Annotated in this window: 16 protein-coding genes; 14 read left to right on the top strand and 2 right to left on the bottom strand. The window is 59.7% G+C overall.

All coding sequences use genetic code 11. The features are described 5' to 3' along the window. Positions 1-168: 168 nt before the first annotated feature. The 3 genes from hslV to EQV96_RS18130 all read left to right on the top strand — a co-directional run bounded on the left by hslV (position 169) and on the right by EQV96_RS18130 (position 2,539). Positions 169-699 carry an ATP-dependent protease subunit HslV gene (gene hslV, locus EQV96_RS18140; protein ID WP_016783176.1) on the top strand — a complete coding sequence of 177 codons (531 nt, stop codon included), beginning with the start codon at positions 169-171 and terminating at the stop codon, positions 697-699. Between the two features lie 68 nt (positions 700-767). Further along, positions 768-2,102, top strand: coding sequence for an ATP-dependent protease ATPase subunit HslU (gene hslU / locus EQV96_RS18135; RefSeq protein WP_083369675.1), 1,335 nt, complete (start codon positions 768-770; stop codon positions 2,100-2,102). Between the two features lie 65 nt (positions 2,103-2,167). After that, a complete protein-coding gene (locus tag EQV96_RS18130) occupies positions 2,168-2,539 on the top strand; it encodes a DUF971 domain-containing protein (protein WP_169916155.1) in 372 nt (123 codons plus the stop codon). A gap of 163 nt (positions 2,540-2,702) precedes the next feature. Here EQV96_RS18130 and EQV96_RS18125 read toward each other — a convergent pair whose 3' ends face one another. Together EQV96_RS18125 and EQV96_RS18120 are read right to left on the bottom strand one after the other, a co-directional pair. Then, positions 2,703-3,356: a phasin family protein gene (locus tag EQV96_RS18125; RefSeq protein WP_095038730.1), complete on the bottom strand. Its 654-nt coding sequence runs from the start codon at positions 3,354-3,356 to the stop codon at positions 2,703-2,705. A 144-nt stretch (positions 3,357-3,500) separates the two neighbouring features. Continuing rightward, complete coding sequence (locus EQV96_RS18120) at positions 3,501-3,776, bottom strand: polyhydroxyalkanoic acid system family protein (protein ID WP_095000837.1); 276 nt, start codon at positions 3,774-3,776, stop codon at positions 3,501-3,503. Between the two features lie 106 nt (positions 3,777-3,882). Between EQV96_RS18120 and ubiE the strand changes: the two genes are divergently transcribed. The 11 genes from ubiE (at position 3,883) to EQV96_RS18065 (ending at position 13,683) form a co-directional block, all read left to right on the top strand. After that, positions 3,883-4,653 (top strand): bifunctional demethylmenaquinone methyltransferase/2-methoxy-6-polyprenyl-1,4-benzoquinol methylase UbiE, encoded by a 771-nt coding sequence (ubiE, locus tag EQV96_RS18115; RefSeq protein WP_095000836.1) that lies wholly within the window; start codon positions 3,883-3,885, stop codon positions 4,651-4,653. Then, complete coding sequence (locus tag EQV96_RS18110) at positions 4,653-5,276, top strand: SCP2 domain-containing protein (RefSeq protein ID WP_095000835.1); 624 nt, start codon at positions 4,653-4,655, stop codon at positions 5,274-5,276. The genes ubiE and EQV96_RS18110 overlap by 1 nt, the downstream gene beginning before the upstream one ends. Next, positions 5,273-6,877 carry a ubiquinone biosynthesis regulatory protein kinase UbiB gene (gene ubiB, locus EQV96_RS18105; protein WP_095000834.1) on the top strand — a complete coding sequence of 535 codons (1,605 nt, stop codon included), beginning with the start codon at positions 5,273-5,275 and terminating at the stop codon, positions 6,875-6,877. Before EQV96_RS18110 ends, ubiB begins: the two co-directional genes overlap by 4 nt. Before the next feature lie 79 nt (positions 6,878-6,956). After that, positions 6,957-7,358 carry a phosphoribosyl-AMP cyclohydrolase gene (gene hisI / locus EQV96_RS18100; protein WP_095000833.1) on the top strand — a complete coding sequence of 134 codons (402 nt, stop codon included), beginning with the start codon at positions 6,957-6,959 and terminating at the stop codon, positions 7,356-7,358. Then, the gene (locus EQV96_RS18095; protein ID WP_095000832.1) at positions 7,351-7,683 is read left to right on the top strand and encodes a phosphoribosyl-ATP diphosphatase; all 333 of its coding nucleotides are present in this window, start codon (positions 7,351-7,353) and stop codon (positions 7,681-7,683) included. Before hisI ends, EQV96_RS18095 begins: the two co-directional genes overlap by 8 nt. Positions 7,684-7,707: 24 nt before the next feature. Further along, positions 7,708-7,986 (top strand): twin-arginine translocase TatA/TatE family subunit, encoded by a 279-nt coding sequence (locus tag EQV96_RS18090; RefSeq protein WP_019825245.1) that lies wholly within the window; start codon positions 7,708-7,710, stop codon positions 7,984-7,986. Between the two features lie 10 nt (positions 7,987-7,996). After that, on the top strand, positions 7,997-8,413 hold the full coding sequence (gene tatB / locus EQV96_RS18085) for a Sec-independent protein translocase protein TatB (RefSeq protein WP_095000831.1): 417 nt from the start codon (positions 7,997-7,999) through the stop codon (positions 8,411-8,413). Between the two features lie 4 nt (positions 8,414-8,417). Continuing rightward, entirely contained in the window at positions 8,418-9,215 is a 798-nt protein-coding gene (tatC, locus tag EQV96_RS18080; RefSeq protein WP_095000830.1) for a twin-arginine translocase subunit TatC, read from the top strand. After that, positions 9,212-9,922 carry a 16S rRNA (uracil(1498)-N(3))-methyltransferase gene (locus EQV96_RS18075; RefSeq protein WP_095000829.1) on the top strand — a complete coding sequence of 237 codons (711 nt, stop codon included), beginning with the start codon at positions 9,212-9,214 and terminating at the stop codon, positions 9,920-9,922. Before tatC ends, EQV96_RS18075 begins: the two co-directional genes overlap by 4 nt. 179 nt (positions 9,923-10,101) lie before the next feature. Next, on the top strand, positions 10,102-12,018 hold the full coding sequence (locus EQV96_RS18070; RefSeq protein WP_095000828.1) for a methyl-accepting chemotaxis protein: 1,917 nt from the start codon (positions 10,102-10,104) through the stop codon (positions 12,016-12,018). Between the two features lie 96 nt (positions 12,019-12,114). After that, entirely contained in the window at positions 12,115-13,683 is a 1,569-nt protein-coding gene (locus EQV96_RS18065; RefSeq protein ID WP_095000827.1) for a methyl-accepting chemotaxis protein, read from the top strand. Position 13,684 lies beyond the last annotated feature (1 nt).

Genomic DNA, 13,684 nt, shown 5'->3' with positions numbered 1-13,684 from the left:
CTGACACTTCGGGTCGTCTGCATTTCGAGCAAGCCCGCTCCCACAGCATCTTCGCCAAATCCTGCCTCCCCGTTCATCCCCATTCCCTCCCCGCTGTTGAAAAATCCGCGACAACCCCCATATGTATTTCCATCAGGCATTTTCGCCCCGCTGCGTGGAGACTCTCCCTTGACCACCATCGTTTCAGTACGCCGCCACGGCAAAGTCGTCATGGCTGGCGACGGCCAGGTTTCTCTTGGCAATACCGTGATGAAAGGCAACGCGAAAAAAGTCCGTCGCCTATACCACGGCCAGGTCATCGCCGGTTTCGCCGGTGCCACCGCTGATGCATTCACCCTGTTCGAACGCTTTGAAGGCCAGCTTGAAAAGCACCAGGGCCATCTGGTTCGCGCCGCTGTCGAGTTGGCCAAAGAATGGCGTACCGACCGCTCGCTGAGCCGCCTGGAAGCCATGCTGGCCGTAGCCAACAAGGACGCATCCTTGATCATCACCGGCAACGGTGACGTGGTTGAGCCTGAAGACGGCTTGATCGCAATGGGTTCGGGCGGTGCATTCGCCCAGGCAGCGGCCCGTGCCCTGCTGATGAAGACCGAACTGTCGGCCCGCGAAATCGCTGAAACAGCACTCGGTATTGCTGGCGATATCTGCGTATTCACCAACCACAACATCACTATTGAGGAGCAGGACCTCGCTGAATAAGTCACCTGCCGGGCCGCTTCAACGGCCCGTTTGTGAACCTTGATTCTGCTAGAGGAACGCCAATTATTATGTCCATGACTCCCCGCGAAATTGTCCACGAACTCAATCGCCACATCATCGGCCAGGACGACGCCAAGCGCGCCGTTGCCATCGCGCTGCGTAACCGCTGGCGCCGGATGCAACTGCCGGAAGAACTGCGCGTTGAAGTGACGCCAAAAAACATTCTGATGATCGGCCCCACGGGTGTCGGTAAAACCGAAATCGCCCGTCGTCTGGCCAAATTGGCCAACGCACCGTTCATCAAGGTTGAAGCGACCAAGTTCACCGAAGTTGGCTATGTAGGCCGCGACGTCGAGTCGATCATCCGTGATCTGGCTGATGCTGCAATCAAGCTGCTGCGCGAACAGGAAATCGTAAAGGTTCGCCACCGTGCCGAAGACGCCGCCGAAGAGCGCATCCTCGACGCCCTGCTGCCTCCTGCCCGCACATTCGGCGAAGAAGCCGCCGTACCGCAGGATTCCAACACTCGCCAGCTGTTCCGCAAGCGTCTGCGTGAAGGCCAGCTGGACGACAAGGAAATCGAAATCGAAGTCGCCGATGCTGTTGGTGTGGACATCTCCGCGCCGCCTGGCATGGAAGAAATGACCAACCAGTTGCAAAGCCTGTTTGCCAACATGGGCAAAGGCAAGCGCAAGAGCCGCAAGCTGAAAGTCAAAGAAGCCCTGAAAATGGTGCGTGACGAAGAAGCCGGTCGCCTGGTTAATGACGAAGAACTCAAGGCCAAGGCCCTGGAAGCGGTCGAACAGCACGGTATCGTGTTTATCGATGAAATCGACAAAGTGGCCAAGCGCGGTAATGTCGGTGGCGCCGATGTGTCCCGCGAAGGTGTGCAGCGCGACCTGCTGCCGCTGATCGAAGGTTGCACCGTCAATACCAAACTGGGCATGGTCAAGACCGACCACATCCTGTTTATCGCTTCCGGTGCGTTCCATCTGAGCAAGCCAAGCGACCTGGTGCCCGAGCTGCAAGGCCGTCTGCCGATCCGCGTTGAACTCAAGGCGCTGTCGCCACAGGATTTCGAACGCATCCTCAGCGAGCCGCACGCTTCGTTGACCGAGCAATACCGCGAGCTGCTGAAAACCGAAGGCCTGAACATCGAGTTCATGCCTGAAGGCATCAAGCGTCTGGCCGAAATTGCCTGGCAGGTGAACGAGAAAACCGAGAACATCGGTGCCCGCCGCCTGCACACGCTGCTTGAACGTTTGCTCGAAGAGGTGTCCTTCAGCGCCGGTGATATCGCCAGTGCGCAGAATGAGGAGCCTATCCGCATCGACGCCGAATACGTCAACAGCCACCTGGGCGAACTGGCCGAGAACGAAGACCTCTCGCGCTACATCTTGTAAGCCCTTTGCACCTGTAGCCGCTCTCAGCGGCTACAGCGCTTGTGCAATGACCTAAGGTTATGACCATGATCCCCAGTGCCATCAACCTGCACAAAGCTTCTAAGACCCTCACCCTCAAATACCCGTCCGGCGAAGAGCACCACCTGCCGGCCGAGTTTCTGCGCGTGCACTCGCCGTCTGCCGAGGTCCAGGGCCACGGCAATCCGATTCTGCAATTTGGCAAGATCAATGTCGGCTTGAGCAAGATCGAACCCGCAGGCCAGTACGCGTTGAAACTGACCTTCGATGACGGTCACGACAGCGGGCTGTTTACCTGGGACTACCTCTACCAGCTCGGCGTGCGCCAGCAAGAGCTGTGGGCGGATTACTTGCAGGAACTGAAAAAAGCCGGCAAGTCCCGCGACCCTTCGGTGTCGGTGGTCAAATTGATGCTCTGAGCCGGCTGCAGCTTTTTTGTAGCCGCTGAGGCGCGCGTAGCGAGGCTGCGCCCGGCGGCGAAGCCGTCGTAGAACCATCCACTCCGGTTATTCAGATGCACTGCGTTTACCGGATTTACGACGGCTTCGCCGCCGGGCGCAGCTTCGCGCGGCTCGTCAGCGGCTACAAAGTGGAAGTCGTTCCCTTGGCATCAACCGCTGGCGCTTTAGGCGCTACTGGTTTTTTGGCGGCCGGTTTGGCGGCTGCTGGCTTGCTCGCGGCCGCAGGAGCTTTAACAGCAGCGGGCTTGGCTGCAGGTTTGGCCGCAGGCTTGGCAGCCGCTTTGGCAACCGCAGGTTTTGCCGCAGCCTTGGCCGGTGCCGCCTTGCTCGCAACCGGCGCCTTGCTGGCCGCAACTTTGGCAGCCGCCGCAGTCAGCTTCTCGATATGCTTGGTCAGGGTCTCGACCTTGGCATGCAGCGCCTTGACCTCATCACGGCTGGGGACACCCAAGCGGGTAATGGCGCTATTAAGGCGCTTGTCGAAAGCTTCTTCGAACTCGCCCCACTTTTCCAGGGCCAGATCCTTGACATCTTCAACCCTGGAACGCGCAGACGATGTCGACGATTTAACGCCCTCGGCCACTTTGTGCCCGGCATCCTTGGCCAGTTTTTCGGCCTTTTCGCCATCCTTGACCAGGGTGTCGAAGAGCTTGCTGCCATCGGTATCAATTTTCGAGTACACACCCAAACCTGCGAGCCAGATTTTTCGTGAGTACTCTTCCACCTTGCCTACCCAGGTGTTGCTGTCTTTAGCAGTCGGTTTTTTCGCAGCCATCGTGTTCCCCTTAATGTCATGTCGCGACGCCGGTGAGCAGGATCGTCGAATCATCAAGATGAACAAAGGTGCTCACCTGCATCAGGTTTAGACGTTAAACCGCCTTGTATCAAGGGCGCGGCCGCTATTAGACCGGCAACACGACTACGCCAGCGCCTTATCCAGCGAGCGTTCGATTTCCGACTGGATCATGCCGCTCATCGCCGACATCAACAGGCCCAGTTCCACATCGACCTTGACGTTGTTGTCGCTGATTAGCAGGGTGCCATTCACTCCCGAGCGCTTCAGTTTTACCGTGTCGCCCGCCCAGGTAGGGGTCAGGCCGTACTGGCTGGCCAGTTTCTCGACCAAAGGCCGGGCTTTTTCCCGTGCGGCCTCAAGGCCCAGACTGTGGGTACGTTCAACGCTGATACGCGCCATGGCGTGGCTCCTGATAAATAAAGCCGCCACTATACATTCACCCTCGCCAAGACAAAGCCGGCCACCGGGATTAGAATGGCCAGCATTCTCTTTTGGTGACAGCGATATGACTGATCAGCGCAAAGGCAGCGATGCCGAACCCACCACTCACTTCGGCTTCAAAAACGTACCGGAAAGCCAGAAGGCCGAGAAAGTCGCCGAGGTTTTCCACTCTGTAGCCGGCAAATATGACCTGATGAACGACGTTCTGTCAGGCGGCATGCACCGTCTGTGGAAGCGTTTTACCATCGAGCTGTCCGGTGTACGCCCGGGCAACAAGGTGCTGGACATCGCTGGCGGTACCGGCGATCTGGCCCGCAAGTTCTCCCATCTGGTTGGCCCTACCGGCCAGGTCGTGCTGGCTGATATCAACGCGTCCATGCTCAAAGTCGGCCGTGACCGCCTGCTGGACAAGGGCGTAGCCGGCAATATCGAGTTCGTTCAGGCCGACGCTGAAAAGCTGCCGTTCCCGGACAACTATTTCGATTGCGTGACCATCGCTTTCGGCCTGCGCAACGTGACCCACAAGGAAGACGCCCTGCGCTCCATGCTGCGCGTGCTGAAGCCGGGCGGCCGCCTGTTGGTACTGGAGTTCTCCAAGCCGACCAACGCGCTGATGTCCAAGGTCTACGACACCTACTCGTTCGCTTTCATGCCGATGGTGGGCAAGCTGATCCTCAACGACCCGGAAAGCTATCGCTACCTGGCAGAATCGATCCGCATGCACCCGGACCAGGAAACCCTGAAGTCGATGATGGTCGAGGCCGGTTTTGACCGCGTGACCTATCACAACATGACCTCAGGTATCGTCGCCCTGCATCGCGGCATCAAGCCCTGATGTTGCTGCGCGGCCTTCTCGCCAGCGTCGAACACGGCGTCAACCGCGTATTGCGGCTGGACAGCACGGCCCTGGCGCGTTTGCGCCCCTTGACCGGCAAGTTGATTGCCGTCGATTGCGCCAGCCCCTCGCTGCACCTGTTTATTCTGCCCAGCGAAGAAGGCCTGATGCTGGCGAGCCAATGGGCAGCCGAGCCTGACTGCACCCTGCGCGCGCCTGCCTCCAGCCTGTTGCGCCTTGCTCTGAGCAAGGACAAGAGCGCCATCCTGCACAGCCCTGAAGTCGAACTCGAAGGCGACAGCGCTGTGTTGATGGAATTGGCGGCGGTGCTGCAAGACCTGGAACTGGATTGGGAGTATGAACTTTCGAACTGGATCGGGCCTGTGGCAACGGCATTGATCGGTGGCCATGTACGCAGCCGCGCCAACTGGTATCAACAAGGTTTCGCCAGCATCAACCAGAACCTGGCCGAATACCTGAGCGAAGAAGCCCGCACTTTGGTCGGAGAACGTGAGGCGCAAGCGCGCTTTGACGAGCTGGACCAACTCAAACTCGACCTGGATCGCCTTGAAGCGCGCTTTGAGCGCCTTTGCCGATCCCTCAATTCCAGCGATAACGCATGAAGCTGCTTGCCATACGCCGTTTGTTCCGCATCCAGCGCGTCGTCATTCGCTACCGGCTCGATGACCTGCTGTTCGCCCTGCCCTTGCCGTGGTGGATGTTGTCCCTGCGCTATGCACTGCCGTGGCGCTGGTTCCCGCGCAAAAAACTGGAGCTGAGCCGCGGTGCCGCCCTGCGCCTGGCGTTGCAGGATCTGGGGCCGATTTTCATCAAGTTCGGCCAGATCCTTTCGACCCGCCGCGACCTGCTGCCCGCCGATATCGCCGATGAGCTGATGCTGCTGCAAGACCGCGTACCGCCGTTTGACCCGCAGTTGGCAGTCAAGCTGATCGAAGAACAGCTCGGCGCCCGGATCAGTGAAGTGTTCAGCCGTTTTGATATCGAACCACTGGCCTCGGCCTCGGTGGCCCAGGTTCACTCGGCCAAACTCAAGACCGGCGAAGAAGTGGTGGTCAAGGTTGTACGCCCGGGCCTCAAGCCGATCATCGGCTCCGACCTGGCCTGGCTGTTTATCCTCGCCCGCACTGCCGAGCGTTTGAGCGCAGACGCCCGCCTGCTGCATCCGGTGGATGTGGTCAGTGACTACGAAAAAACCATTTACGACGAACTCGATCTGTTGCGTGAAGCGGCCAATGCCAGCCAGCTCAAGCGCAACTTCGAAGGCTCGCCGCTGATGTATGTGCCGCAAGTCTACTGGGACTGGTGCCGCCCGAAAGTGTTGGTGATGGAGCGCATCTACGGGATCCAGGTCACCGACCTTGCGGCCCTGGCCGATCAGCGCACCGACATGAAAATGCTGGCCGAACGTGGCGTGGAGATTTTCTTCACCCAGGTGTTCCGCGACAGCTTCTTTCATGCCGACATGCACCCCGGCAACATTTTTGTCAGCACCGTGAACCCGTGGGCCCCGCAATACATCGCCATCGACTGCGGCATTGTCGGCAGCCTGACCCCCGAGGACCAGGACTATCTGGCGCGCAACCTGTTCGCCTTTTTCAAGCGCGATTACCGGCGCGTGGCGCAGTTGCACATCGATTCAGGCTGGGTACCGGCGCACACCAAGCTCAACGAGTTTGAAGCGGCGATCCGCACCGTCTGTGAGCCGATCTTCGAAAAGCCGCTGAAGGAGATTTCCTTTGGCCAGGTGCTTATGCGCCTGTTCCAAACTGCGCGACGCTTCAATATGGAAGTTCAGCCACAGTTGGTGCTGCTGCAAAAAACCCTGCTCAATATCGAAGGCCTGGGCCGCCAGCTGTACCCCGACCTGGATTTGTGGAGTACCGCCCAGCCGTTCCTTGAGCGCTGGATGCGTGAGCGCGTCAGCCCCAAGACCCTGCTGCGCAACCTGCACAGCCAGGTCGAGCAGATCCCGCATCTGGCCGGCATGACCCGCGACTTGCTCGAACGCATGTCCCAGCCCCATGCCCATAACAAACAATTGGTCGTGCGCGAACCCCGTGACAGCTGGTTCCTGCGCCTGATCGGTGCCGGGCATCTGGCCGCTGGCGCATTACTGGCCAGTATTGGCCCGCTACACACTGCAGGCTATTGGCCTGCCGGCATAATGCTGGCCGTGGGCTTGTATCTGATCGTGCGCCGATAGCCAGCCCCGGTCGAGGCTGGCAAACTGTTAATTCACCAGGCCTCAGCCACAGGGCTGAGGCAGGTTGTCGGAGTCGAACATGAAAGACTGGCTGGACGAGATCAAATGGGACAACGACGGCCTGGTGCCGGCGATTGCCCAGGACCACAAAACCGGGCGCGTACTGATGATGGCCTGGATGAACCGCGAGGCACTGAGCCTGACGGCAACCGAGAACCGTGCCATCTACTGGTCACGTTCCCGTGGCAAGCTGTGGCGCAAGGGCGAAGAGTCCGGCCATGTGCAAAAGCTGCATGAAATGCGCCTGGACTGCGACGCCGACGTGATCATCCTGATGGTCGAACAAATCGGTGATATCGCCTGCCATACCGGCCGTCAGAGCTGCTTCTACCGCGTGTACGAAAACGCCGAGTGGAAGATCGTCGACCCGGTACTTAAAGATCCGCACGCCATTTACCAAGCAGGGCACTCCCATGACTGACACTCTGAGCCGCGTAGCCCAAGTGCTCGAAGCGCGCAAAGGCGCAACCCCGGACAGCTCCTATGTGGCCAGTCTGTACCACAAGGGCCTGAACAAGATTCTGGAAAAGGTCGGCGAAGAGTCGATCGAGACCATCATCGCCGCCAAGGACGCTGCCATCAGCGGTGATTGCAGCGATGTCATCTACGAAACAGCCGATCTGTGGTTCCATAGCATGATCATGCTGGCCCAGCTGGGGCAGCATCCTCAGGCCGTACTGGATGAACTGGAACGTCGTATCGGCACCTCCGGCCATGTGGAAAAAGCCTCGCGGCCGTCCACCTAACCCTTATTTGCAAAGGAACAGATCATGGGCATTTTTGACTGGAAACACTGGATCGTCATTCTGGTAGTCGTAGTCCTTGTCTTCGGCACCAAAAAACTGAAAAACCTGGGCACGGATGTCGGCGAATCGATCAAGGGCTTTCGCAAGGCCATGAACGACGACGAAAAACCTGCCGAGCCCGTGGTTCCACCTGCGCAGCCAACCGCCGCGCCGCAGCCGCACACCACTTCGACCCTGAACGAGCCGCACACCATCGACGTGCAGGCGCAAAAAGTCGAAGAGCCGACCCGCAAAGACGTGTGAGCCAAAACTAATGTTCGGTATCAGCTTCAGTGAACTGCTGCTCGTCGGCCTGGTGGCCCTGCTGGTGCTCGGCCCCGAGCGCTTGCCGGGTGCTGCACGCACGGCGGGCCTGTGGATCGGGCGCCTGAAACGCAGCTTTAATGCGATCAAACAGGAAGTTGAACGGGAAATCGGCGCGGACGAAATACGTCGGCAGCTGCACAACGAACATATCCTGTCGATGGAAGAGGAAGCCAAGAAAATTCTGGCTCCGCTGCAGGACGCTGTGAAGCCGTTAACGCCCACCGAGCCACCTGTCAGTACCGCTCCCGTCGCACACCCAGAGTCTGCGAGCGCTGCGCCCGTGACCCTGAGCAAAACCGCGTCCGCCCCTGCGCCGCAACCGGCAGCGCCACACGACCCCACCCTGCCACCGCGAGCCCCTTAAGCGCATGAGCGATAAGCCTGAACACGACCAGCCAATGCCGCTGGTTTCGCACCTGACCGAGTTGCGTACCCGCCTGTTGCGCTGCATCGCGGCGATTTTCATCATTTTTGCCGGGCTGTTTGCCTTTACCCAGCAGATCTACACCCTGGTCTCCACGCCGCTGCGTGAATACCTGCCGGTGGGTGCAACGATGATCGCCACCGACGTGGCCTCGCCGTTCCTGACCCCGCTCAAGCTGACCATGATGGTCTCGCTGTTTATCGCCATTCCGGTGATCCTGCATCAGATCTGGGGGTTTATTGCACCGGGCCTGTACAAGCATGAAAAACGCATCGCCGTGCCCCTGCTGGTGTCGAGCATTTTCCTGTTTTACGCCGGCATGGCCTTTGCCTACTTCCTGGTATTCCCGCTGGTGTTCAAGTTCTTCGCCGCTGCCACCCCGGAAGGGGTTGCGATGATGACCGATATCAGCAGCTACCTTGATTTCGTCATGACCCTGTTCTTTGCTTTTGGCGTGGCCTTTGAAATCCCCGTAGCCGTAGTGCTGCTGGTGTGGATCGGCATCGTCGATGTGCAATACCTGCGCAAGATCCGCCCCTACGTGATTATCGGCTGCTTCGTGGTCGGCATGATCCTGACCCCGCCCGACATTTTCTCGCAAACCTTGCTGGCGATCCCGATGTGGATGCTGTTTGAAATCGGCATCCTGTTTGGCAGCCTGGTCAGCAAAAACAAGCGTGGCGATGACGCAGACGAGCAACCGGCCGATAACGACGCCCAACCGCCAGCACCACAAGCGTGAACCTGCTGCTCCTCGAAGAGGCTGATTTCATTGCCGCCGACCGCGTGATCCTGCGTGACCGGCGCCTGACGCATATGCAGGAAGTTCACCGTGCTGCAGTGGGCGACAGCCTGCGCGTGGGGCGCATTGGCGGGCTGATGGGCAGCGCCGAACTGGTGCGTCTGGAGGCCAAAGAGGCTGAGCTGGTTATCCACAGCCTGGACCTGCCGCCACCCGCCAAACTGCCACTGACCCTGCTGCTGGCGCTGCCGCGCCCGAAAATGCTGCGCCGGGTGCTGCAAACCGTAGCCTCGATGGGTGTGCCCAAGATCATTCTGGTCAACAGCTACCGGGTTGAAAAAAGCTTCTGGCAGACACCGTTTCTGGAGCCCGAAGCCATCCGCGAACAGTTGATCCTGGGGCTGGAGCAGTCCCGTGACAGCGTGTTGCCCGAGGTCATCATCGAAAAACGCTTCAAGCCGTTTGTCGAAGACCGCCTGCCGGCGCTGGTGGAAGGCACCCTGGGCCTGGTGGGCCACCCGGGGGATTACCCGGCCTGCCCGCGCGGGCTGGATGAGGCCGTAACCCTGGCCATCGGCCCTGAGGGTGGCTGGATCCCCTACGAGATCGACTTGCTGGCCAAGGCGGGCTTGCAGCCAGTGCAACTGGGCGCACGCATCCTGCGGGTCGAAACCGCCGTCACGGCGCTGCTCGCCCGCCTGTTCTAGACCGCTCTGCAGGGCGCTGCGGGCGCATTCCAGGCCCGCAGCAGCCCCTGACATTTGTGTAGCCTCTTTTCCTCCTTAAGATTTGCTCGCTCGAGCCGATGCAGTAGCACTTCAATATCACTCAAGAAGCCATGGACGGCTGTTATCGATGCCAATCGATCAAAAAAAGGAACTCGTCCATGAACCATTGGTTGACTGCCACACTAGGCAATATCAGTGTCAATCGTAAGCTCGGTCTGGGCTTCGGCCTTGTGTTGCTGCTGACCCTGCTCATCACCATCACCGGCTGGAAGGGGCTGACCAGCGTGATTGAGCGGGGCGACAAGCTGGCCAATATTTCCCAGGTCATCGCCCTGATCAAGGATTTGCGCATTGCCCGCGTCACCTACGACAAGAACAACGGTGAAAACGGCCCGGGCGAGGTCAATGACCTGCTCAACAAGATCGGTAACCAGCTGGTCGCCGCCAACAAGCTGATGGTCCAGGCCAATGACCTGAGCATGAGCAAGGACGAAATCAGGGCCGTCGAGCAGTACAAGAGCATCTTCGCCACTATCGATGAGGCGACCCGGGCACGCGAAGTCAGCAGGGCCAAGCTCGGTGCAACATCCGTCGCCGCCCTCAGCCAGATTGCCGGGATCGAAAAGGATGTGCTCCAGAGTGAAAACCTGGCCGAGTTCAACAGCGTCAACCAGGTCAACCGGTCGCTGTTGCAGGCCCGCTTCGAGGTGCGCGGCTACACCCACACCGGCGACATCGATGCCGCGGTGCCTGCCGTGGAAGCCATCGATCAAGCGCTGGCAGAACTGGCCAGCCTCAGTAAGCGACTGCCCGCTACCTATGCCCCTCAATTCGAGCAGGCCATCGCTTCACTGAAGAACTACCGCGCTGCCTTTATCGACTTTCGCGATTCCCAAGTGAATAGCGACAAGCAATTATCACAACTGCAAGTACTGGGCGATGCACTGGTCGACCTGAGCAACAAACTGTCCCTGTCACAACTTGACCAACGGGATATCGATACCCGACACGCCAAAACCGCGCTGCTGGTCTGCGCATCATTGGCACTGGTGCTGGGTATTATCGCGGCCTGGATCATCACCTGGCAGATCGTTACGCCCTTGCGCGACACGCTCAATATTGTCCGGGCCGTGGCAGCCGGTGACCTCAGCCAGAGCCGCCCGACAACCCGCCGTGACGAACCCGGCCAGCTGCAGCAGGCCATTGAAGTCATGCGCGGGGGCTTGCACGAACTGATCTGCGGGATCGGCGAAGGCGTTAGCCAAATTGCCAGCGCAGCGGAGCAGCTGTCTGCTGTTACCGGGCAAACCAGCGCAGGGGTCAACAGCCAGCGCATCGAAACCGATCAGGTCGCCACTGCCATGAATGAAATGGCCGCCACCGTGCATGAAGTCGCGCGCAATGCCCAGGAAGCGTCCAAAGCCGCGATCACCGCCGACCTGCAAGCTCAGGAGGGTGACACCGTGGTGGCCCAGGCCGTTGAGCAGATTGGCCGCCTGGTGGCGGAAGTGCAGCTATCCACTGATGCAATGGCACATCTGAAGCACGAAAGTGACAAGATCGGTAGCGTACTGGATGTCATCAAGGCTGTTTCGCAACAAACCAACTTGCTGGCCCTCAACGCCGCAATTGAAGCCGCCCGTGCCGGAGAGGCAGGTCGTGGTTTTGCCGTGGTGGCCGACGAGGTACGCAGCCTGGCGCAGCGCACGCAGAAGTCCACGGAAGAGATTGAAGTGCTGATCACGGGCCTGCAAAACGGTACGCAACAAGTATCCAGCAGCATGGACAGCAGCCGGTTGCTGACGGACAGCAGTGTAGAGTTGACCCGGCGGGCGGGTGAGTCTTTGAGCACCATTACCCGTACCGTATCGACCATTCAAGGTATGAATCAGCAGATTGCGGCCGCGGCCGAGCAACAAAGCGCGGTGGCCGAAGAGATCAACCGCAGTGTGGTGAATGTGCGCGACGTGTCAGAGCAAACTGCCACCGCCAGCAAGCAGACCGCCGCCTCCAGCATTGAACTCGCACGGCTAGGCACACAGCTGCAAACCCTGGTGGCCCGTTTCAAGGTCTGACCAGGAGCGGTGCGACTTTCGTCACACTAACGGCAACTGTCCTTCAGTTCCGGGCCACGACGCCGATGACCTGATACCCCTCCAAGGAGTATCACCATGTACCGTCAGCTGGCCCAACTGCTGGGCAATATCAGCGTCAACCGCAAACTCTGCCTGGGCTTCGGCCTGGTGCTGGTGCTGACCCTGCTGATTGCCGGCACGGGCTGGAACGGCCTGGTCTCGGTGATCGACCGGGGCGACAAGCTGGCCAACATTTCGAAAATCATCAGCCTGACCAAAGACCTGCGTATTGCCCGCCTCGAATATGAACGCCAGCCCGGGGAAAGCGCACTTGCCGGCGTTACCAACCAACTGAGCGAACTGGACAACGCACTGGCGTTGTCGCGCAAACAACTGACCTCTCCCGACGACCTGGCCCTGGTTGAGCAGCAGCTCAACGCCGTGGCGGAGTACAAACGTGCCTTCGCCGACCTGATCCAGGGCACCCAGGCCAGTGATCAAGCCGTTGAACGCATGCACCAGCAGGGCAATGTCCTGATCGAGCAAAGCCAGAAGCTCTCGACCCTGCAGGCCACCAAACGCAACAACGAAAGCCGTCAGGCTACCAACCTGCTGATCGGCTGCACACTGCTGGCACTGGTACTGGGCATCATTGCTGCCTGGGTTATTACCCGCCAGATAGTCATACCGCTGCAACGCACCCTCAAAACCGTTGAGCGCATTGCAGCAGGCGACCTGACCCACGACCACCCGACCGACCGCCGCGACGAGCTGGGCCAGCTACAGCAAGCCATACAGCGCATGACTGCCGGCCTGCGGGAGTTGATTGGCGGTATCAGCGACGGCATAACGCAAATCGCCAGTGCCGCCGAAGAACTCTCGGCGGTCACCGAGCAAACCAGCGCCGGGGTCAACAACCAGAAGGTCGAGACCGATCAGGTCGCTACCGCCATGCACGAAATGGCGGCAACCGTGCAGGAAGTGGCGCGTAATGCCGAAGAAGCTTCCGAGGCTGCGCTCGCGGCCGACCAGCAGGCGCGTGAAGGCGACACAGTGGTCGCGCAGGCCCTGGCCCAGATCGAGAAGCTGGCCATCGAAGTCGGCCACTCCACCGACGCCATGGGCCATCTCAAGCGCGAAAGCGACAAGATCGGCAGTGTGCTTGACGTGATCAAGTCCGTGGCCCAGCAAACCAACCTGCTGGCGCTCAACGCGGCGATTGAAGCGGCACGGGCGGGTGAAGCCGGTCGCGGCTTTGCCGTGGTGGCCGATGAGGTACGCAGCCTGGCGCAGCGCACGCAAAAATCCACGGAGGAGATCGAAGAGCTGATTGCCGGGCTGCAAAGCGGCACCCAGCAGGTCTCCAGCAGCATGGACAGCAGCCGCGCCCTGACTGACAACAGCGTTGAGCTGACCCGTCGAGCAGGCGAATCACTGGGCAATATTACCCGCACGGTGTCTACGATTCAGGGCATGAACCAGCAGATTGCCGCAGCCGCCGAGCAGCAGAGCGCGGTGGCGGAGGAAATCAACCGCAGTGTATTGAATGTGCGTGATGTGTCTGAGCAAACCGCCGCCGCCAGCGAAGAGACAGCAGCCTCCAGCGTTGAACTGGCGCGCCTGGGTACGCATTTGCAGACATTGGTGGGGCGGTTCAAGGTCTAGA

This window comes from Pseudomonas sp. TMW22080 (genome assembly GCF_022496745.1).
In the GTDB taxonomy this organism is placed as follows: Bacteria; Pseudomonadota; Gammaproteobacteria; order Pseudomonadales; family Pseudomonadaceae; genus Aquipseudomonas; species Aquipseudomonas bubulae.
The sequence above is the reverse complement of the archived record's forward strand: the minus strand, read 5'-3'. Positions and strand labels throughout refer to the sequence as shown.